Below are 20,524 nucleotides of genomic sequence, written 5' to 3'. Positions count from 1 at the left end.
TTCCCTTCGTCACAGGGTCCTCGCGCGGTGGTTCCACGCCGCTCGCGTTTCGGGTGTCGACGGTCGCCCCCGCGTAGGTACCGAGTCCTCGCCACGTACCCGCTCGCGGTCGGCGAAACCCGACGCGGTCCGTCCCCCGGCAGTCCTTCCGTAACGGCCGCCACCCGTCGCGACCGCTGACCGGCCGCACGTCGACCGCCCGTCGGCCGCCCGTCAGCGGCCCGTCAGGGTGAACAGCCCGCCGTCCGGGTCACGCAGCGTCACCTGCTCCCCCTCGTCGGACGCCGTGTCCGCCGGGGCCATCACGAGGCCGCCCATCTCCTCGGCGGTCTCGGCCGCGGTTCTGACCTCCTTCACACCGTCCATGGGGAACGACACGTGCCAGCGGGGGCGCAGATGCGGATCCATCGCGGCCTCGACGCCACCGCTGCTTATTCGGGCAAGGACATTCCCCGGCCGCTGTCCGGTACGGAGTACGACGTGGTCCTTCTCGTAACTGATGTCGATGCCGCCGCTTCCGTCGTCGGCCCAGTCCAATACCTCGCCGTAGAAGATCGCCGAAGCGATGGCGTCGTAGGTGCGCAGCTCCAGCCGGAAGGGCGGTACGCCGAGCTCGACCGTGGCGTCGGGCAGCGGCTCGCCCTCCCAGAAGCCGAAGACGGCGCCGTCCCGGTCGGCGGCCAGTGCCGCGCGCCCCATCTCGAAGGCCAGCGGTCCCACGGCGACCGTCGCACTGCGCTCCCGGATGCGTGACGCCGTCGCGTCCACGTCGTCCACCACGAAGTACGGCATCCACGTCACAGCCACCTGGAGGGTGGGGGCCAGCGCGCCGATGCTCGCGACCGGTACGCCGTCGGTCTCGGCCACGACGAACTGGTCGCCGGGTTCGGTCGGGCGGAAGGTCCAGCCGAGCACGGCACCGTAGAAGTTCTGTGTGTCGGCGAGGTCGCGGGCCAGCAGGCTCACCCAGCACGGTTCCCCGAAGACGGGATGCCTCGGTGCCATGGCCGCTCACCTCACTCCGGTCGTGCCGGTGGATGCCCCGGCGGCTCCCCTCCACTCCCTGACGACTGTGCCAGCAGTGCAGGCGGCCCGCATGTCGCCCGGGTCTCCGGCGGGGGCGTGGACAGGCCGGCCCTCCTCACTGCGGGCCCAACGGATCGCTGTGACGATGGAGAGGTGGGCCTCGCCGGAGCCGGGCATGACGCGGCGCGTGTGGCCATGTGCCTGACGCCTCGCGCGTGATCGCGCCACCGATTCGACCGAGGCGGGCGGGGTACACGCCGCGCAGCGGCCGGTACACAACGGCCGGCTCGCCCGACCGGAAGGAGGGTCCGTCATGCCGCGAGGATCCAGCCCCAAACGTGAACGGCAGTACGAGCACATCAAGGAGAGCGCCGAGCAGCGCGGCGAGAGCACGTCGCGCGCCGAGGAGATCGCCTCCCGGACCGTCAACAAGGAACGGGCGCGGCACGGCGAGTCGAAGACCGCGTCCCGCAGCTCCACCGAGGACATGTCGTCCGGGGAGCGCGGTGGCCGCCGTTCGCACACGGGCGCTCAGGGGCCCACGTACAACCAGCTCTACGCGGAGGCGCGGCGCCGCGATCTGGACGGCCGTTCCAAGATGAACAAGAAGCAGCTCTCGCGGGCGCTGGGAAGGTCCCGTTGATCCTCATCGACGGTGACCTGGTGTGAGCCAGCGAGAAATCGACCTCGAACAAGCAGAACCCGACAAACGGGAACCCGAACGCGACGAGCTGGAGTCCGAGGCACGGAAGTCCGACGCGCAGCGGTCGGAGGCGCGGGAGTCCGACGTACGGGAGTCCGACGCCAAGACCCGGATCACCATCCTCGTCGCCCTCGCCGCGAACATCGTGATCGCCGCCGCCAAGGCGGTCGGCGGTCTCCTCTCCGGATCGCCCGCCCTTCTCTCGGAGGCCGCGCACTCCGTGGCCGACAGCACCAACGAGCTGTTCCTGCTCACCGCGCTGCACCGCAGCCGGCGCCCCGCCGACCGCCGCCATCCCTTCGGGTACGGCAAGGAGCGGTACTTCTGGTCCCTGCTCGCCGCGGTCGGGATCTTCGTGATGGGCGGCTGTTTCTCCTTCTACCAGGGCTATCACGCGCTGGCCACCGACAACGGCGAGACGCCGAGCGGCTACACCGTGGGCCTGGTCGTCCTCGGCGTCGCCCTGGTCGCCGAGGGCAGCTCGCTGCTCCGCGCGCTCCATCAGCTGCACGGGCAGAAGGGCAGCGACAAGGACCCAGCGGTGCGCACCGTCGTCGCCGAGGACGCGACCGCCGTGCTGGGCGTGCTGCTCGCCATGGCCGGCATGGTGCTGCATCTGGTCACCGGCGAGGTGGCCTGGGAGGCGGGCGCGTCCTTCGGTATCGGTCTGCTGCTGGTGTACGTGGCCTACCGGCTCGGCGCGGAGGCACGCGTCCGGCTCGTCGGCGAGTCCGTCGAGCCCGAGCTGCGCGGCCGGATCGCCTCGCTCCTCGACGCCCAGCCGGAGATCGACAATGTCGCCCAGCTGCTGACGATGCGGCTCGGTCTCGACTCGGCCCTCATCGCGGCCCGGATCGATCTGGTGCCGGGGCTCGACAGCGAGGAGATCGAGCTGATCTGCGTACGCATCAAGAGCTCGGTGGTCAGGACCTGGCCCGAGGCGGACCATGTCTTCCTCGACATCACGGAGGCACCGCCGGACACCTCGCCGACCGTGGGCGCCTGAGTCCTGGGGGCGCCCTGGGGGCGACGCGCGGGTGCGTGAGCCCCGGCAGCGGCCGGCAAACGCCTGGGCAACGGCCGTTGGCGCGTATGTACGGGGACCGAGGGCCCGGGGACCGGGGACGGCGCCCCGGGGGTGGTGGCAGACTGGCCGCCGATCCTTCGAACGGAGCCCCCAGGTGCCCATGATCCGTCGCCTCCGCCGGGCGGTGCGGCGCGTCTACCGCAGCACTGTCGACCTCAGCCACCCGGCCCGGTCGCCGCTCGGCAGCGCCGTTGTGAACTGTGTGGTCTACGAGGACGGCAAACGGCAGCCGGGCGACTGGCCCGCCGAAGAGGCCGTACGACGGGTCCGGAGGTCCGGCAGGGGCTTCGTCTGGATAGGTCTGCACGAGCCGGACGAATCCGAGTTCATGGGGCTCGCCAAGCTGTTCGGGCTCCATCCGCTGGCGGTCGAGGACGCGGTGCACGCGCATCAGCGGCCGAAGGTCGAGCAGTACGACGACACACTGTTCGCGGTCTTCAAGACCTGTCGCTATGTCGACCACGAGATACTCACCTCCACCAGCGAGGTGGTGGACACGGGCGAGCTGATGGTCTTCACGGGGCGGGACTTCGTGATCACGATCAGGCATGGCAGGCACGGTTCGCTCGGCCCGCTGCGCGAGCGGCTGGAGGCGGCGCCCGAGCGGCTGGCGATGGGGACGTCGTCCGTACTGCACGCGATCGCGGACCAGGTGGTCGACGACTGTCTGGTCGTCGCCGACGCCGTCCAGGACGACATAGACCATGTGGAGACCGCCGTCTTCAACGAATCGGCGAGCCGGGCGGGCCGGAGCGAGGCCGGACGCATCTACCAGCTCAAGCGGGAACTGCTGGAGCTGAAGCGGGCGGTGGCACCGCTGGACCGGCCGCTGGGGATGCTGGCGAACCGGACGATGCCGGTCGTCACTCCCGCCGTACGACCGTACTTCCGCGACGTCACGGACCATCTGGCCCGGCTCACCGAGCAGATAGCCGCCTTCGACAATCTGCTGGACTCGATCCTCCAGGCCCATCTCGCACAGGTGACCGTCGCGCAGAACGAGGACATGCGCAAGATCACCGCGTGGGCCGCGATCATCGCCGTACCGACCATGGTCTGCGGCATCTACGGCATGAACTTCGAGCACATGCCGGGCCTGGGCTGGACGTACGGCTATCCGGCCGTCGTCGCTCTCATGGCAGCGGCGTGCTACGTCCTCCACCGCAGCTTCCGCCGCAACGGCTGGCTCTAGCGCGCCCTCCCCCGCCCTCGACGGCCGGGGCCGTCTCGTCGGCCATCACCCCTGTCCGTAACGGCCCGGCCGACGCATGAGTATCTGTTCGAAAGTGTGTGCGACTTTGATTGGGTACGGTGTACGCTAGCTGCTCGCCGAGAATCACGAGGAGCAGTCCGTGAACATCCCAGCCGCCGACAGTCACCATGTGATCCAGGTCCGCGGGGCCCGCGAGAACAATCTGAGGGAGGTCTCCGTCGACATCCCCAAGCGCCGCCTCACGGTCTTCACCGGCGTCTCGGGATCCGGCAAGTCCTCGCTGGTCTTCGGCACCATCGCCGCCGAGTCCCAGCGTCTGATCAACGAGACGTACACGGCGTTCATCCAGTCGTTCATGCCGAGCATGGGCAGACCGGACGTCGACTCGCTGCACAATCTGAGCGCCGCGATCGTCGTGGACCAGGAGCGGATGGGCGCCAACTCCCGTTCGACGGTGGGCACGGCGACCGACGCGTACACCATGCTGCGGATCATCTTCAGCCGGCTCGGCACCCCCCACATCGGGACGTCGACGGCCTTCAGCTTCAACGCCCCCGAGGGCATGTGCGCGGAGTGCGAGGGGATCGGTCAGGTGACGAAGACCGACATCGACCAGCTCGTGAACCGCGAACTCTCCCTGAACGAGGGCGCGATCACCGTCCCCGGCTTCCAGGTCGACGGATGGTATTGGCAGGTCATGGTCGCCTCGGGCTTCTACGACCCGGACAAGAAGCTCAAGGACTTCACGCCCGAGGAGTGGGAGCTCTTCCTCCACCAGAGCGCGACGAAGGTCAAGGTCGGCTCGAACAACATCACGTACGAGGGGCTCGTCACCAAGGTCAACCGGACGATCCTGGTCAAGGACCGGGACTCGATGCAGGCCTCCGTCCGGGCGTTCGTGGACCGGGCGGTCGTCTTCGCCGAGTGCCCGTCCTGCGGCGGCAGCCGGCTGAGCACCGCGGCGCTGTCCTCGAAGGTCAACGGCGTGAACATCGCGGAGTGTTCGGCGATGCAGATCAGCGATCTGGCCGAGTACGTGCGGAAGTTGGACGATCCCGGTGTGGCGCCGCTCCTCGGCAGTCTGCGGGACCTGCTGGAGTCGCTGGTCGAGATCGGGCTCGGCTATCTGAGCCTGGACCGGGTCTCCTCCTCGCTCTCCGGCGGTGAGGCGCAGCGCGTGAAGATGGTGCGGCATCTGGGCTCCAGCCTCACCGACGCCACGTACATATTCGACGAGCCCACGATCGGACTGCACCCGCACGACATCCGTCGGATGAACGATCTGCTGCTACGGCTGAGGGACAAGGGCAACACGGTCCTGGTCGTGGAGCACAAGCCCGAGGTCATCGCGATCGCCGACCATGTGGTGGACCTCGGGCCCGGTGCCGGTACGGCGGGCGGGCGGATCTGCTACACGGGCGACGTGGCGGGGCTGCGCGCGTCGGACACGCTGACCGGACGGCATCTCGAACACCGGGCGGGGCTGCGGGAGTCGGTACGTGAGCCGAGCGGCCGGCTCTCCATCGAGGGCGCCGATCTGCACAACCTGAAGAACGTGAGCGTCGACATCCCGACCGGGGTGCTGAGCGTGATCACCGGGGTCGCCGGGTCGGGGAAGTCCTCGCTGATCCATGGCTATCTGTCGAACAGGGACGGCGTGGTGGTGGCCGACCAGTCGCCGATCCGCAGGTCGCGTCGGAGCAACCCGGCGACGTACACAGGGCTGTTGAGCCCGATCCGGACGGCCTTCGCCAAGGCCAACGGGGTCAAGGCCGCGCTGTTCAGCGCGAATTCGGAGGGCGCCTGCCCCAAATGCAACGGCCTGGGGCTCGTCTACACCGACCTCGCGATGATGGCGGGCGTCGCCTCGGTCTGTGAGGAGTGCGAGGGCAAGCGATTCACCCCCGAGGTGCTCACCTACCGGCTGAACGGCAAGAACATCAGCGAGGTGCTCTCCATGTCGGTCGCCGAGGCGAACGACTACTTCACCTCCGGGCAGGCGCACGCGATCCTCGGCCGGCTCGCCGACGTGGGGCTGAGCTATCTGCGGCTCGGCCAGCCGTTGAACACCCTGTCGGGCGGCGAGCGGCAGCGGCTGAAGCTGGCGATCCAGATGGCGGAGAAATCGTCCGTCTACATCCTGGACGAGCCGACGACCGGGCTGCACATGGCGGACGTCGACAAGCTGCTCGCGCTGCTCGACCGGCTGGTGGACTCCGGGAACACGGTGATCGTGATCGAGCACCACCAGGCGGTGATGGCCCACGCGGACTGGCTGATCGACCTGGGGCCGGGTGGCGGACACGACGGCGGACAGATCGTCTTCACCGGTACGCCGGCCGACCTGGTGGCACACGCGGACACGCTCACGGCACGGCATCTGCGGGAGTACGTGGCCGCGAAGCCGTAGCTGAGGAGCCGTGGGTACGGAGGCCGTACCCACCGAGCCCGGCGGATCCGCGGCACCGCCCGCACACCTCCGCCGGGCTCGCGCTCATCCGCTGGGTTCGCGGTCCCCCGGCGGCACAATGAGGAACTGTCCTGCCTGGTTCACGAGTGGCGGGCCGATCGGCACTGGGCACCCGCCTGTGCCGACCCCCAGCCTGGCGTGAGGCCCTCCGGACGCCGCGCACCCATCCGTCGCCGGACGTACGGGACGCGGCGCCGGGGGTGCTCGTCAGGACCGAGTGAGTGGAGTTACCCGGCTTCAGCCCCGGTACGTCTCCAGCAGGCGGAGCCAGATCTCGCTGATCGTCGGGTAGGCGGGGACCGCGTGCCAGAGGCGGTTGATCGGGACCTCTCCCGCGACCGCGATCGTCGCCGAGTGGAGCATCTCGCCGACGCCCGGGCCCACGAACGTCACACCGCGCAGGATCTCGCTGTCCAGGTCCACGATCATGCGGGCGCGGCCCCGGTAGCCGTCCGCGTAGAGGCCCGCGCCCGAGACGTTCTCGATGGCGTAGTCGACCGCGCGGACCCGGTGGCCCGCGTCCTCGGCCTCCTTGAGGGTCAGGCCGACCGTGGCGACCTCCGGGTCCGTGAAGACGACCTGGGGGATCGCGTCGTGGTCGGCCGTCGCCGCGTGGGCGCCCCAGCGGTCGGTCTCCAGCAGGGGCACCTGCTGCGCCCTGGCACCGATCGCGGCGCCCGCGATACGGGCCTGGTACTTGCCCTGGTGGGTGAGGAGCGCGCGGTGGTTGACGTCGCCGACCGCGTAGAGCCAGTCGCTGCCGTCCACCCGGCAGCTGTCGTCGACGGGCAGCCAGGAGCCCGGCTTCAGACCGACGGAGTCCAGGCCGACGTCCTGGGTGTGCGGTGCCCGGCCGGTGGCGAAGAGGATCTCGTCCGCCTCGATCCGCTCGCCGTTGTCGAGGACGATCGCGACCGGCCCGGTGCCACCGTCGCGTTCGACCGAGGTGACGGAGAGGCCCGTACGTACGGAGGCGCCCGCCTCGGTGAGGGAATCGGCGACGAGTTCCCCGACGAAGGGCTCCATGCGCGGCAGCAGACGGTCGCCCCGTACGAGCATGGTGACGGACGAGCCGAATCCCTGGTAGGCGGTGGCCATCTCGACGCCGACCACTCCCCCGCCCACGACGACCAGCCGCGCCGGCACCGTCGAGGAGCTGGTCGCCTCGCGGCTCGTCCAGGGCCTGGCGCCCGCCACGCCCGGCAGGTCGGGGACCACGGCGGTGGTGCCGGTGCAGACGGCGACCGCGTGGCGGGCGGTGAGGACCCGCTCGCCGCCGTCGGCGTCGGTGACGGTCACCCGCTTCTTGCCGTCGAGCCGGCCGTGGCCCCGGTACAGCGTGGCGCCGATCGAGTCGACCCAGGCGACCTGGCCGTCGTCCTTCCAGTCCGAGGCGTAGTAGTCGCGGTGCGCGAAGACGGCGGGTACGTCGAGGGAGCCCTGGACGGACTGGCCCAGTCCGGGGACGCGACGCGCGTCCGCACGGCTGATCACCGAGCGCAGGAGGGCCTTGCTGGGCATGCATGCCCAGTAGGAGCATTCGCCGCCGACCAGCTCCCGCTCGACGATCGCCGCACTCAGTCCGGCCGCCCTGACGCGGTCGGCAACGTTCTCCCCGACCGGTCCCGCACCCAGCACCACAACGTCGTACTCCATGGCTTCCGTCATGGGAACAGTCTGATGCGGCGCCCGCCGCATGGCCACACGATCTTCGGGAATGGGCGAGGAATACGGCGGTGGTACGCACCGTTGTCGGATGCGGCTCCATCCGGAGAGAACAGGAAGAGGTATCAGGCCATGGCCACTGTGGAACTCACCAAGGAGAACTTCGACCGGACGGTGTCGGAGAACGACTTCATTCTGATCGACTTCTGGGCTTCCTGGTGCGGTCCCTGCCGTCAGTTCGCGCCGGTCTACGAGAAGGCGTCCGAGCGCCACGACGACCTGGTCTTCGCCAAGGTCGACACCGAGGCGCAGCAGGAGCTCGCGGCGGCGTTCGAGATCCGGTCGATCCCGACGCTGATGATCGTCAGGGACAACGTCGCGGTCTTCGCCCAGCCCGGCGCGCTGCCCGAGACGGCCCTGGAGGACGTGATCGGGCAGGCACGCGCGCTCGACATGGACGAGGTCCGCAAGAGCGTCGCGGAGGCCGAGGCCGCCGCGAAGTCCCAGGGCCCGACCCCGGACGAGGGGACGGCGGGCGCGTAGGCGCGCGTCAGCGTTCCAGTACGAGGGCCAGTCCCTGGCCCACACCGATACAGAGCGCGGCGAGACCGGTCCCCGAGCCCGCCGCCGCGAGCTGATGGGCGACGGATCCCGCGAGGCGCGCGCCGGAGGCACCCAGGGGGTGGCCGATGGCGATCGCGCCGCCGCGCGGATTGACGACGGCGGGGTCCAGCTCGGGCCATTCGGCGAGGCAGCCCAGCGACTGGGCGGCGAACGCCTCGTTGAGTTCGAACGTGGTGAGGTCGGCGAAGTCCCGGCCCGCCCTGGCCAGCGCCCGGCGTACCGCCTCGACCGGGCCGAGGCCGAAGAGCTGCGGCTCGATGCCGGTGACGGCGGAGGTCCTGATCCGTGCGAGCGGTTCGCGTCCGGTGGCGCGCAGGCCCGCCTCGTCCACGAGGAGCAGGGCCGCGGCGCCGTCGTTGAGCGGTGAGGCGTTGCCCGCCGTGACCGTGCCGTCACCCTCCTTACGGAAGCTGGGCCGGAGCTTGCCGAGCGCTTCGAGGGACGTGTTGTCGCGGACGCACTCGTCGCGTACGAGCTCCACCCCCGTGTAGGGGACGACCTCCGCGTCGTACAGACCCTCGCTCCAGGCCCGCGCCGCCTTGCGGTGGCTCTCCAGCGCGAACGCGTCCTGCGCGTCCCGGGTGATCGCGTGCTTGTCGGCGATCTGCTCGGCGCCCTCGCCGAGCGGGACGGTCCACTCCGCGGGCATCTTCGGGTTCGTCATGCGCCAGCCGAGTGTCGTGGAGTACATCTCCTGGTGGCCGGCGGGAAAGGCCCGCTCGGGCTTCTGGAACACCCACGGGGCACGGGACATGGACTCGACGCCGCCCGCGAGGACGATCGACGCGTCGCCGAGCGCGATGGCGCGCGCCGCCTGGATGACCGCTTCGAGCCCCGAGCCGCAGAGCCGGTTGACGGTGACGCCGGGGACGGAGACGGGCAGCCCGGCGAGGAGGGCGGCCATGCGTGCGACGTCGCGGTTGTCCTCGCCCGCGCCGTTCGCCGCGCCGAGGACGACGTCGTCGATCCTGGCCGGGTCGAGTTCCGGCGTACGATCCACGAGCGCGCGGACGACATGAGCGGCGAGATCGTCGGGTCGTACGGAGGAGAGCGCCCCGCCGAACTTGCCGATCGGTGTGCGGACGGCGTCGACGACATAGACGTCGCGGATGGTCATCGGATCGCTCATCGGCTCTCTCCCCTGTGAGTGAGTCAGCAGGCGTCGGCTGTTCACCGACGCACTCTTTCATGGGAGGTACACGCGGGCCGAGGGGGAGGGACCGGCCCCGGACGTCCGGGGCCGGTCAGCCGGTGCGGGGCTCCGCCGTACCGGACGGGTCCGGCCTGTCGGGGGTGTCGAGGACGCGTGCCGTCAGGCCGTAGTCGACCTCGAAGCCGTCGATCAGCAGCCCTTCGACGGTCCGGGTCTCCGGGTCGATGTCCGCGACCATCCCGTCGCCCTCGTACCGCGGATATCCGGACTCGCCGATCTCCCCGGTCGTCTCGACCACCGCCGAGCGCAGCGCGGTCGCCGCGTCCGGCGGGGTGTCGTCGCCGGCGGTGTGCTCCGGTACCAGCAGGATCTCGAACCGCCGCGGGAAGGGGTGCCAGACAGTGCTCATGCTGGTGACGCTAGACAACGGCCCGACGGCCCGCATGTCGTCCGGCGGGGGTCAGCTCGACTCGCGTTGGACCGCCAGCGCTCCCATCAGGTCGTGACGTTCCGGTTCGCCGCCGGGATCGCGCACCACCCGGTCGACCAGCGCCGCCAGCCGCTGCCCGGTGACGAGGTCGATCCGCACGGTGGAGAGCCGGGGCCGGAGCAGCTTGCCGAGCAGGAGATCGTCGGCGCCGAGCACCGCCGCGGTCCCGGGGATGTCGACACCCGCGTCCTGGAGGGCCCTCATGAGGAGCATGGCGTACTCGTCGTTGTAGGCGTAGACCGCGTCGAGGTCCAGGGCGTGCCAGCCGGCCGCGAGCGCGGCGGCCGACTCCTCCGTGTAGGAGAGCGGCACCGGGACGACACGGGCGCCGGTGGGGGACGCGGCGGCCGCGGCGCGGGCGCCGGCGAGACGGGGCTCGGAGAAGAGCTCCAGGCCCGGTTCCTCGGGCATCACGACGCCGATCCTGCGTCGGCCGCGCTCCAGCAGGTGCTCGACCGCGCAGCTGCCGATCTCGCGCTGGTCCATGACGAGGGCGTGCGCGCCCTCGACGCGCCGGGGGCCGAGGGTGATGACGGCTTTCGCGCCGGAGCGCTTGAGTATCTCGACGCCGTGCGGGGTGAGGGCGATCTCGCCGAGCGAGACGACGGCGACGGGGCGCAGTTCGGCCCAGGCGCGCGCGGCCTCGTCGCCGTCGAGGCCGAGGCTGCCGTACTGGACGACGGTGTAGTCCAACCGGCGCAGCGCCCACTGGAGTTCGTTGAGGAAGCGGCTGTGCAGGGGGCCGATGGGGACGTGCGCGGTGGGGAGCAGGACAATCCTGGTGTGTCCCGCGCGGAGGCTGCGGGCGGCGGCATGGGGGATGTACGCCAGCTCCTCGGCGGCCTCGCGGACCTTGCGGCGGGTGGGCTCGCTGATCCGTACGGCGGAGGTGTTGTTGAGTACGTACGAGACGGTGGCCCGCGAGACTCCGGCCAGCCGGGCGACATCGGCGCTGGTGGGGACGGGACGTTCGGCGGGGCGGCCGGCGAGGCGTTCGACGGGCGGTTCGGGTGGTTCGGGCGGCCGCGCCGAAGGCGGGGAGGATCTTGGGGAGGCGCCTGGGGACGGCTGCGGGGAGGGCTGTTCAGGTAACTGGCTCATCGCCCTCCGCATCCTTCCAGACGAGTCGCCGACGGGATCCGGCACCCGGCGCCCCGTCCGGTCATGGTCACCGTCGCACCACGGACACGGCGCTTTCGGGCGCCCTTGCGTACGAAAGGGATCGTCTTGCGACTGAACACCCACACCTGGGGCGAGGGCGACCGCGTCGCGCTCCTGATCCACGGCATCATGGCCGACCACCGGACGTGGCGACGGGTGGGCCCCGAACTGGCCGCGCGCGGGCTGCGCGTGGTGGCCGTCGATCTGCGCGGTCACGGCGCGAGCGGCCAAGGGCCCTACGCGCCGGGGGACTTCGCCGACGATCTCGTGGAGACGCTGCCCACCGGGGCGGAGTTGGCGATCGGTCACTCCCTCGGCGGCATGGCGCTCGCCCTCGCCGTGGAGCGGCTCGCACCGCGCCGTGCGGTCTACTGCGATCCGGCGTGGCGGCTGCCGGGCCCGGAGGAAGGCGCCGGGGAGAGCGCGGGGCCCGCGCGGCTGGCGGCGGCCAAGACGCTGTCGCGCGAGGAGATATCCAGGCTCAATCCCCGCTGGGAGGAGGCGGACGTGGACATCGAGCTGGCGAGCCTCGCGGTGTGGGACGTGCGGACGGCGTACGGCATCGCGCCGGCGTTCGGCACGGATCTGCGGCCCACCCGTCCGCTGGTGCCCTCTCTGGTGACGACCGCCGACCCGAGCCCGATGCTCTCGCCGGAGGACGTGGCGGAGCTGCGGTCACGCGGCTTCGAGGTCCGCACGGTCAAGGGCGCGGGGCACACGGCGCATCGAGACGACTTCGAAGGGTTCATGGACGCGTTGGAGGGGTGGGTCTGAACGCGGGGCGGGGCGCGGTCGGAAGTGGGCGGGGGCGGCGCAGCCCGGACCCCGACGCATGACGGCGGCCCGCACGCTCTACCTTCTGTGGGATGAAGCCCTTTACCGAGTCCGGCGGACCCCGTCGTTCCAGCGAGGACCAACTACCCGGCCGGAGCGGGCCGTTCGCCACCGTGGAGGCCGATGCCGGGCGCGTCGGGGTCGTACGGACGTCGTACGCGCCCGACAAGGACGGCGATCCCGATCCCGGTGAGATCGTCTGGACCTGGGTGCCTTATGAGGAGAACGACGGGCGCGGCAAGGACCGGCCCGTCCTTGTCGTGGCCCGCGAGGCGGGCGGGACCCTGCTCGCCGTGCAGCTCTCCAGCAAGCGGCACGACCGGGATCACGAGTGGGTGCCGATCGGGGTCGGGCCGTGGGACCGGCTGGGGCGGGAGTCGTGGGTGGATCTGGACCGGGTGCTGCGGATCCACGACAAGGGCATGCGGCGCGAGGCGTGCGCGCTCGACCGGATGCGGTTCGACCGGGTCGTACGGCGGCTGCGGGAGCGTTACGGCTGGCGCTGAGCCGGTACGAGGGAGCGATACGGCTGGTGCTCAGCCCGTACGCCGGAGCGATACGGCTGGTGCTCAGCCCGTACGCCGGAGCGTTACGGCTGGTGCTCAGCCCGTACGCCGGAGCGTTACGGCTGGTGCTCAGCCCGTACGAGGGAGCCGTCCTCCGTCAGGTCCGCGAAGGTACGGCGGAAAGCCGCCAGCGTGGCCGAATCGGCCGTCCGGTCGAGGACCGCGAAGACGACCTGGTCGAAGTGGCCCGCGAAGCGGCCCCCGCCCGCCCCGGAGCCTTCCGGCGGTGCGACGAGCAGTGCCCGGAAGGCGCGCGCCACGCCCGCCGGGTCGTTGCGGAAGACCCCGCACCCCCACGCCCCGAGTACGAGGCGCCGGTATCCGCCCGCCACCGCCACCTCCAGGACCCGCTCCGCGCGGGCGGCGAGCGTGGCCGGAATTCGCGGGCTCTCCTCGGGCCGGTCGCGCGCGACGACCCCGGCGTTCGGAGCGGGAGAGGTGAGGAAGCCGACGGTGAACGGGGCGTCGAGCAGCCGGCCCCGGTCGTCGCGGAACACCGGTACGCCGGGCGAGTGGATCACGCGGTCGCTGTAGAACGGGCTGCGGTCGGCCCGGTGGTACGCGTAGTAGTCGGGGGCGCGCAGCAGCGTGACGTAGAGGGCGGAAGCCCGGCACAGGGCCTCCTCCTGGGCCTGTGCGCCGTTCAGGTAGCCACCGCCCGGGTTGCGTGCCGACGCGAAGTTCAGGACGGCCACGGGGCCCGGCGCCGCGGAGACCATCCGCCGGGCGGCCTGGAGGCTGCTCTCGCCCGTGACCTCGAAGGATGTCGTACGGGAGGTGTCCGGGGCGACCGGCACCGGCTCGGGGCCGTACAGCCTCGTGCCCTGCGTCGCGGCGGTCAGCAGCGCCGTGAGAGACACCTGACGGCCGTCCTCCGCGACGTATCCGCCCGCCTCGACGATCTCCTCCGTGTGCTTCGCGATCCCCCGCAGCCGTGCGCTCATGCCCGGCATCCTGCGCGAGGGAACACGCTCGGGGCAACCAGGTTTCCCGCTCGCGGGGGCACTCTTGTGCGGATCGACGGGAGTGGCCTTAGGTTGGAACGCAGCGCCCCGCCCGGACCCCGGGCCGGGGTCCGGGCACGGTCTTCGACAGGAGGATCCGGCCATGTCGTCGGAGGAATTCGCAGCTGCGGGCCCGTCTCTCACAGAGGACGACGCCGAAGCGCTGCTGCGCGGCATATGTTTCAAGACAGGTCCGCCCCGCATCGTGGGTGTCGAACTGGAATGGCTCGTGCACGATCTGTACGACCCCGAACTGCCCGTTCGGCCCGAACGTCTCGACAAGGCCTACACCGGCCTTCGTGACGTGTCCCTGCGATCGGCGCTGACTTTCGAACCGGGCGGCCAGCTGGAGCTCAGCTCGGCACCCGCCTCCTCCCTCATGGAGTGCGTCAACTCCACAGCGGCGGATCTCGCCGCCGTACGCCGTGAACTGCGTACGGCCGGTCTCACGCTCACCGGCCTCGGACAGGATCCGTGGCACTCACCGGGCAGGCTCCTGAAAGAGCCGCGGTACGACGCGATGGAGACCTACCTCGACCGGATCGGCCCCTCGGGCCGCGCCATGATGCGTTCCTCCGCCTCCGTCCAGGTGTGCCTCGACGCGGGCACCGAGGAGCCGGGCCCTCTCGGGTACGGCAGACGCTGGCAGCTCGCGCACCTGCTGGGCGCGGTGCTGGTGGCCGCGTTCGCCAACTCGCCCGTCCAGGCGCGCCGTGCCACCGGCTGGCGCTCCACCAGACAGGCGCATTGGACGGACCTCGATCCGGGGCGCACCCAGGCGCCCGATCTGCGGCGGGAGCCCCGGGCGGCGTGGGCGGCGTATGTGCTCGACGCGCCGGTGATGTGCGTCCGGACGCCGGCCGGCCCCTGGGGGGTGCCCGAAGGAGGGCTGACCTTCCGGGAGTGGATCGGCTCGGGGCTGCCCCGGCCGCCGGTCCGCGCGGACCTCGACTACCACATCTCGACCCTCTTCCCGCCGGTGCGTCCGCGCGGTCATCTGGAGCTGCGGATGATCGACGCCCAGCAGGGAACGGACGGCTGGATGGTTCCGCTGGCGGTGACGACCGCGCTGTTCGACGACCCCGAGGCCGCCGAGACGGTCTACCGCACCGTGAAGACGCTCGCCGAGACGGCGGGCGCCCTGCCCGCGCCGGGCAATCCGCTCTGGCTCACGGCCGCCCGCGACGGGCTCACCGACCCCGAGCTGCACGCGGCGGCGGTCGAGTGCTTCGCCATCGCCCTGCAGGCGCTGCCCCGCACCGGCGCCACCGAGGCCGTACAGAACGCCGTCGCGGCCTTCAACGAGCGATACGTCGTGCCGGGCCGCTCCCCCGCCGACGATATGCACGTCCCCGAAACCGGGAAGGAACTCCACACATGACCGAGAACGCCGGGACACCGGCCGAGACGGCGGACGGGACCACGGACGGGATATCCGTCGACGCGCTGCGGCGCCGGGCCCTCGACGCGCTGACCACCGCGCGCGAGCGCACCTCACTCCTCACCTCCTGTGTGGACGAGCCCGAACTGACCGCGCAGCACTCTCCGTTGATGTCACCGCTGGTCTGGGACCTGGCCCATATCGGCAACCAGGAGGAGCAGTGGCTGCTCCGTACGGTGGGCGGCCGGGAGGCGGTCAGGCCCGAGATCGACTCCGTGTACGACGCCTTCGAGCATCCCCGCGCGCTGCGCCCGACGCTCCCGCTGCTGGCGCCCACCGAGGCGCGCGCGTACGCCTCCGACATCCGGGGCAGGGTCCTGGACATCCTCGACAGCAGTCCGCTGCGCGGCGGTCCGCTGCTGGACTCGGGTTTCGCCTTCGGGATGATCGCGCAGCACGAACAGCAGCACGACGAGACGATGCTGATCACCCATCAGCTGCGCCGCGGGCCCGCCGTGCTGACCGCGCCGGAGCCGCCGGGCCCCGATCCCGTGGACGCCGCGGAGCTGCCGAGTGAGGTACTCGTCCCGGCGGGGCGGTTCACCATGGGTACGTCGTCGGAGCCGTGGGCGCTGGACAACGAACGGCCCGCGCACCACCGGCTCGTGCCCGCGTACTACCTGGACACGGTGCCCGTCACCAACGGCGACTATCTGCGCTTCATCGAGGACGGCGGCTACACGGACGAACGCTGGTGGGACCCGGCCGGCTGGGACCAGATCCGTGAACACGGCATCGCCGCACCGCTGTTCTGGCGGCGCGAGGCCGGGCAGTGGACGCGCCGCCGCTTCGGGACGGTCGAGCCCGTTCCCGCCGACGAGCCGGTGGTGCATGTCAGCTGGTACGAGGCGGACGCGTACGCCCGCTGGGCCGGGCGGAGGCTGCCGACCGAGGAGGAGTGGGAGAAGGCCGCCAGGCACGACCCCGCCACCGGCCGCTCGCGGCGCCACCCGTGGGGAGACGAGGACCCGACGCCCGAGCGCGCCAACCTCGGCCAGCGCCATCTTGGGCCGGCGCCCGCGGGCAGTTATCCGAAGGGCGCGTCGCCGCTGGGTGTACGGCAGTTGATCGGCGATGTGTGGGAGTGGACGTCGAGCGACTTCCTGCCCTACCCCGGCTTCGTCGCCTTTCCCTACCGGGAGTACTCGGAGGTGTTCTTCGGCCCGGCGCACAAGGTCCTGCGCGGCGGCTCGTTCGCGGTGGGCGAGGTGGCATGCCGCGGCACCTTCCGCAACTGGGACCTGCCGGTGCGCCGGCAGATCTTCGCCGGGTTCCGTACCGCCCGTTCGGCCGGGAACGCATGATGTGCCGTCATATCGCCTACGTGGGAACGCCGGTGGCGCTGCGCGAGGTGCTGATCACCCCCGAGTACGCGCTGTACCGGCAGTCCTGGGAGCCGCGGCGGCAGCGGCACGGGACGGTCAACGCGGACGGTTTCGGGGTCGGCTGGTACGCGGAGGGCGACCCGCTGCCCGCGCGCTACCGCCGCACGGGGCCCATCTGGGCGGATCTGAGCGTGGTCGACCTGGCGAGGGCGGTCAGGAGCGGCGCGGTGCTCGCCGCCGTGCGGGACGCCACCGAGGCGGGCTCGGACGGCGAGGCGGCGGCCGCGCCGTTCGCGTCCGGGCCCTGGCTCTTCAGCCACAACGGTGCCGTACGCGGGTGGCCGTCCAGCCTGGCGCCGCTCGCCGCCGCGCTCTCCGCCGCCGAACTGCTCTCCCTGGACGCCCGGACGGACTCGGCGCTCGTGTGGGCGCTGGTGCTGCACCGGCTGCGGGACGGCGACGGCATGGGACAGGCCCTCACCGACACCGTCCTGGAGGTGGCCGGGGCGGCGCCCGACTCCCGGCTCAATCTGCTGCTCACCGACGGCACGACGGTCACCGCGACCGCCTGGGGGGACACGCTCTGGTATCTCGCCGAGCCGGGCCGGAGCGTGGTCGTCGCGTCGGAGCCGTACGACGACGATCCGCGCTGGTGCGAGGTCCCCGACCGCACACTGCTGGCGGCGACCCGCACCGACGTCCTGCTCACTCCCCTCAAGGAGCCCCCCTCGTGAGCCCGTACCAGCTGACCCGCACCCTGCCCGAGGACGCCACCGACGCCGCGCTGCGCGCCGATGTGCTGCACGGGCTGACCCGGAGCCCCAAGTCCCTGCCGCCCAAATGGTTCTACGACGCCAGGGGGAGCGAGCTCTTCGAGGAGATCACCCGGCTCGACGAGTACTACCCGACGCGCGCGGAGCGGGAGATCCTGCTCGCCCGCGCGCCCGCGATCGCGGCGGCGACGGAGGCCCGCACGCTGGTCGAGCTGGGGTCGGGATCGTCGGAGAAGACCCGGCATCTGCTCGACGAGCTGCCACTGCCGCACGCCTATGTACCGGTCGACGTCAGCGAGAGCGCGCTCACCGGGGCGGCCGAGTCGCTGCTCGCCGAGCGTCCCGGCCTCCAGGTGCACGCGCTCATCGCCGACTTCACCAAGGAGCTGGCGCTGCCGGACACGCCGGGGCCGCGACTGGTCGCGTTCCTCGGGGGCACGATCGGCAATCTGCTGCCCGACGAGCGCGCGGAGTTCCTCGCGTCCGTGCGCGCGATGCTCGTGCCCGGCGACGCGCTGCTCCTGGGAACGGATCTGGTGAAGGAGGAGTCCGTACTGGTCAGGGCCTATGACGACGCGTCAGGTGTGACGGCCGCCTTCAACAAGAACGTGCTGACCGTCGTCGACCGCGAGCTGGGTGCCGACTTCGACCCGGCGGACTTCGACCATGTGGCGCTCTGGGACAGCGAACAGCGGTGGATCGAGATGCGGCTCAGGGCCCGCCGGGCCCTCACCGTGAAGATTCCGGAACTCGATCTGGCGGTCAGTTTCGAGGCCGGTGAGGAGATGCGTACGGAGGTGTCCGCGAAGTTCACTCAGGACACGGTCCGCACCGAACTGGCCGGTGCGGGGCTGGAGTTGGCGCACTGGTGGACCGACGAGGCCGGGCGGTTCGCGCTGTCGCTGTCGACGGCTGTGTAGGGAACGGCGGTGTGCGGGACGGCGCTGTGGTGGACGGCCGGGTGAGGGACGGCCGACCTGGCGGCGACAACGGTGGTACGGACGGGCGTCCGGGCGACAGCGGCAGGAGTGGCGACCGCCGCGTGGACGACGCCGGTCCGGTCACCGCCGGCCAGGGTGACGGAGCTCTGCGCCGCGCGGGAGAGTGAGCGCCGGTCCGGGTGGCTCCCGGCGGGGATCAGGGGCAGGACCTCGATCTCCGCCGTGAGCCCCCGGGTCACCACCGCGCGCCACAGTGAGACCGCGAGCGGGTCGTCCCCGACGAAGGCGGCGGGACCCAGCGGGCTGTAGGCGATCCGTACGGGGAGGACGGCGGCCCCCGCGTCCAGCGCGGCCTGGAACATCGCCGCGGTGAACCTTCCCTGGTCCCGTCCGCACCAGGTACTGCCCTCGGGGAAGACGATCACCCGGGATCCGGCGCGCAGCGCGTCCTCGACGTCCCGCACCGTGCCCGGCAGCGCGCGCAGCCGGTCGCGCTCCACGAAGAGTGTGCCGCCGAGGGCGGCGACCAGGCCGAGGACGGGCCAGCGCCGGATGTCGCTCTTGGCGAGCAGCCGGCCCGGGAACAGGGTCGCGACGAGCGGGATGTCCAGCCAGGAGATGTGGTTGGCGACGACGAGCACCCCGCGCGGCACCTCGTCCGAAGCCTTGTCCGAAGTCTCGTCCGAAGCCTTGGCCGAAGCCTTGGCGGAGGCACCACCGGGGGCACCGTCCGGTGAGCCGACCAGCGGTGCGGGCGGTGTCCCGCCGACCTCGATCCGCACCCCGAAGAGCCGGATCACGGTACGCGTCCACCGCCGGGTCAGCCGGTCACGCCGGCCGGCGCCCAGGAGCGCGACGAAGGGGATGAGCAGCGTCCCGACGACCACCGCGACGATGCCGGCCGCGAGCCGCGCGGACGCGGCGACGGGGCCCCGGCGCGGGGCGTCCGGCAGGGGGGCGCAGAGCTGCGGGGTGCAGGGCGCCGTGGGCAGCCAGGCGCTCATCGCGCCGGGGCGAGCGAGAGGAAGTGCCGCAGGTAGCGGGGGTTGGTGCGGCGCAGCGACAGCAGGACGTAGAGGTCGGCGACACCGAACTCCGGGTCGTGCGCGGGCGCGCCGCAGACCCAGGCGCCGAGCCGCAGATAGCCGCGGAGCAGGGCGGGGAGTTCGGCGCGGGCGGCGGGCACGCTCTCGCTGTCCGGGGTCCAGAGGCGATGCGGGGTGACCCAGTACTCCTCGGGCGCGAGGTTGCGGTCCTTGACGGTGTTCCAGGTCGCGGACGCCAGGGCGCCGCCGTCGCTCAGCGGCAGGGAGCAGCAGCCGGCCATCCAGTTGTGCCCGGTGTTCGTCATGTAGTGGGCGAGACCGGCCCAGATCAGGGCGATGACGGCGCCGTTGCGGTGCAGGGGGTGGACACAGGAGCGGCCGACCTCGACGAGGTCGTCGCGTATGTGGTCGAGGCGCTGGAGGTCGAACTCGCTCTCGGAGTAGAGGCGTCCGGCGGCGCGGGCGCGGTCGGGCGGCAGCAGCCGGTACGTTCCCACGACCTCGCCGGTCCCGGCCTCGCGTACGAGCAGGTGGTCGCAGTAGGCGTCGAAGGCGTCACCGTCCAGGCCGGGTTCGGGCCCGTCGATGTGGGCGCCCATCTCACCGGCGAAGACCATGTAGCGCAGGCGCTGGGCGGCGCGTACGTCCTCCGGGTCGCGGGCCAGGGACACGAGGTATCGCTGCTCCGGGTCGGGCGCCGACGCGGGGAGGGGGAGCTGCGGAGGTGCCGTGGGGAGGGAGGCGGGAATGACGGCGGGCGAGGCGGACATAGAGGTCTCCTGTGCCGGACAAAAGAACGAGCGGTGGTGGGACGCCGCTGGTGCGGCGCCCCGGCACCTTGTTTCTTCCGTGACCGGCTGGATTCGACATGACAGCCCGGCGGAGTGGGGATGTGGGACGGTTGAATGGCCGGAACCAATGGGTAATGGATTGGTAAAACGGCCGGTCCCGACGGGACCTGTGGGGCGCCCTTCGCCTCGCGCGGCGGGCGCCGGCCCCTCG

The 20,524-nt window shown here is 71.5% G+C and carries 19 protein-coding genes; 11 read left to right on the top strand and 8 right to left on the bottom strand.

Translation table 11 applies throughout. The features are described from left to right. Positions 1–213 precede the first annotated feature (213 nt). Positions 214–1,005 (bottom strand): VOC family protein, encoded by a 792-nt coding sequence (locus ACFWU9_RS01020; protein ID WP_384313570.1) that lies wholly within the window; start codon positions 1,003–1,005, stop codon positions 214–216. Between the two features lie 334 nt (positions 1,006–1,339). Between ACFWU9_RS01020 and ACFWU9_RS01015 the strand changes: the two genes are divergently transcribed. From ACFWU9_RS01015 to ACFWU9_RS01000, 4 genes are all read left to right on the top strand, one after another. After that, the gene (locus ACFWU9_RS01015) at positions 1,340–1,669 is read left to right on the top strand and encodes a plasmid stabilization protein (RefSeq protein WP_384313568.1); all 330 of its coding nucleotides are present in this window, start codon (positions 1,340–1,342) and stop codon (positions 1,667–1,669) included. Positions 1,670–1,841: 172 nt separating this feature from the next. Further along, positions 1,842–2,735: a cation diffusion facilitator family transporter gene (locus ACFWU9_RS01010; RefSeq protein ID WP_384313795.1), complete on the top strand. Its 894-nt coding sequence runs from the start codon at positions 1,842–1,844 to the stop codon at positions 2,733–2,735. A gap of 181 nt (positions 2,736–2,916) precedes the next feature. Next, entirely contained in the window at positions 2,917–4,008 is a 1,092-nt protein-coding gene (locus tag ACFWU9_RS01005) for a magnesium and cobalt transport protein CorA (RefSeq protein WP_384313566.1), read from the top strand. Between the two features lie 160 nt (positions 4,009–4,168). Beyond that, positions 4,169–6,439: an ATP-binding cassette domain-containing protein gene (locus tag ACFWU9_RS01000; protein WP_384313564.1), complete on the top strand. Its 2,271-nt coding sequence runs from the start codon at positions 4,169–4,171 to the stop codon at positions 6,437–6,439. A 297-nt stretch (positions 6,440–6,736) separates the two neighbouring features. On the opposite strand, the gene ACFWU9_RS00995 is transcribed toward ACFWU9_RS01000, so the two are convergent. Next, positions 6,737–8,167: a dihydrolipoyl dehydrogenase family protein gene (locus ACFWU9_RS00995; protein ID WP_384313562.1), complete on the bottom strand. Its 1,431-nt coding sequence runs from the start codon at positions 8,165–8,167 to the stop codon at positions 6,737–6,739. A gap of 129 nt (positions 8,168–8,296) precedes the next feature. On the opposite strand from ACFWU9_RS00995, the gene trxA reads away from it, so the two are divergent. Then, the gene (gene trxA / locus ACFWU9_RS00990; protein ID WP_384313560.1) at positions 8,297–8,707 is read left to right on the top strand and encodes a thioredoxin; all 411 of its coding nucleotides are present in this window, start codon (positions 8,297–8,299) and stop codon (positions 8,705–8,707) included. A 7-nt stretch (positions 8,708–8,714) separates the two neighbouring features. Here the strand turns inward: trxA and ACFWU9_RS00985 are convergent, their stop codons facing one another. The 3 genes from ACFWU9_RS00985 to ACFWU9_RS00975 form a co-directional block, all read right to left on the bottom strand. Further along, positions 8,715–9,905 carry a thiolase family protein gene (locus ACFWU9_RS00985; protein ID WP_384313793.1) on the bottom strand — a complete coding sequence of 397 codons (1,191 nt, stop codon included), beginning with the start codon at positions 9,903–9,905 and terminating at the stop codon, positions 8,715–8,717. Between the two features lie 127 nt (positions 9,906–10,032). Beyond that, positions 10,033–10,350 carry a hypothetical protein gene (locus ACFWU9_RS00980; protein WP_384313559.1) on the bottom strand — a complete coding sequence of 106 codons (318 nt, stop codon included), beginning with the start codon at positions 10,348–10,350 and terminating at the stop codon, positions 10,033–10,035. A gap of 51 nt (positions 10,351–10,401) precedes the next feature. Further along, positions 10,402–11,532 carry a LacI family DNA-binding transcriptional regulator gene (locus tag ACFWU9_RS00975; RefSeq protein ID WP_384313557.1) on the bottom strand — a complete coding sequence of 377 codons (1,131 nt, stop codon included), beginning with the start codon at positions 11,530–11,532 and terminating at the stop codon, positions 10,402–10,404. Between the two features lie 126 nt (positions 11,533–11,658). On the opposite strand from ACFWU9_RS00975, the gene ACFWU9_RS00970 reads away from it, so the two are divergent. Together ACFWU9_RS00970 and ACFWU9_RS00965 are read left to right on the top strand one after the other, a co-directional pair. Beyond that, positions 11,659–12,366: an alpha/beta fold hydrolase gene (locus ACFWU9_RS00970; protein WP_384313555.1), complete on the top strand. Its 708-nt coding sequence runs from the start codon at positions 11,659–11,661 to the stop codon at positions 12,364–12,366. Between the two features lie 92 nt (positions 12,367–12,458). After that, complete coding sequence (locus ACFWU9_RS00965) at positions 12,459–12,932, top strand: type II toxin-antitoxin system PemK/MazF family toxin (protein WP_384313553.1); 474 nt, start codon at positions 12,459–12,461, stop codon at positions 12,930–12,932. Between the two features lie 116 nt (positions 12,933–13,048). Here ACFWU9_RS00965 and ACFWU9_RS00960 read toward each other — a convergent pair whose 3' ends face one another. Next, positions 13,049–13,936, bottom strand: coding sequence for a TIGR02452 family protein (locus tag ACFWU9_RS00960; RefSeq protein WP_384313552.1), 888 nt, complete (start codon positions 13,934–13,936; stop codon positions 13,049–13,051). 163 nt (positions 13,937–14,099) lie between these two features. Between ACFWU9_RS00960 and egtA the strand changes: the two genes are divergently transcribed. Genes egtA through egtD form a run of 4 tightly spaced genes read left to right on the top strand, consistent with a single transcriptional unit; the run spans position 14,100 to position 18,455 of the window. Next, a complete protein-coding gene (gene egtA / locus ACFWU9_RS00955; protein ID WP_384313550.1) occupies positions 14,100–15,377 on the top strand; it encodes an ergothioneine biosynthesis glutamate--cysteine ligase EgtA in 1,278 nt (425 codons plus the stop codon). Next, positions 15,374–16,741: an ergothioneine biosynthesis protein EgtB gene (gene egtB / locus ACFWU9_RS00950; RefSeq protein WP_384313548.1), complete on the top strand. Its 1,368-nt coding sequence runs from the start codon at positions 15,374–15,376 to the stop codon at positions 16,739–16,741. Before egtA ends, egtB begins: the two co-directional genes overlap by 4 nt. After that, positions 16,741–17,496, top strand: coding sequence for an ergothioneine biosynthesis protein EgtC (gene egtC / locus ACFWU9_RS00945; protein WP_384313792.1), 756 nt, complete (start codon positions 16,741–16,743; stop codon positions 17,494–17,496). The genes egtB and egtC overlap by 1 nt, the downstream gene beginning before the upstream one ends. Further along, a complete protein-coding gene (gene egtD / locus ACFWU9_RS00940; protein ID WP_384313547.1) occupies positions 17,493–18,455 on the top strand; it encodes an L-histidine N(alpha)-methyltransferase in 963 nt (320 codons plus the stop codon). Before egtC ends, egtD begins: the two co-directional genes overlap by 4 nt. On the opposite strand, the gene ACFWU9_RS00935 is transcribed toward egtD, so the two are convergent. Both ACFWU9_RS00935 and ACFWU9_RS00930 read right to left on the bottom strand, forming a co-directional pair. Further along, positions 18,350–19,480 carry a lysophospholipid acyltransferase family protein gene (locus ACFWU9_RS00935; protein WP_384313545.1) on the bottom strand — a complete coding sequence of 377 codons (1,131 nt, stop codon included), beginning with the start codon at positions 19,478–19,480 and terminating at the stop codon, positions 18,350–18,352. The genes egtD and ACFWU9_RS00935 overlap by 106 nt on opposite strands. Continuing rightward, positions 19,477–20,292, bottom strand: coding sequence for a GNAT family N-acetyltransferase (locus tag ACFWU9_RS00930; protein WP_384313543.1), 816 nt, complete (start codon positions 20,290–20,292; stop codon positions 19,477–19,479). Before ACFWU9_RS00930 ends, ACFWU9_RS00935 begins: the two co-directional genes overlap by 4 nt. Positions 20,293–20,524: the final 232 nt, after the last annotated feature.

It is taken from the genome of Streptomyces sp. NPDC058653, assembly GCF_042716895.1.
Taxonomy (GTDB): Bacteria; Actinomycetota; Actinomycetes; order Streptomycetales; family Streptomycetaceae; genus Streptomyces.
Note: the sequence above shows the minus strand (reverse complement) of the source record. Positions and strands in the feature narration are given on the sequence as shown.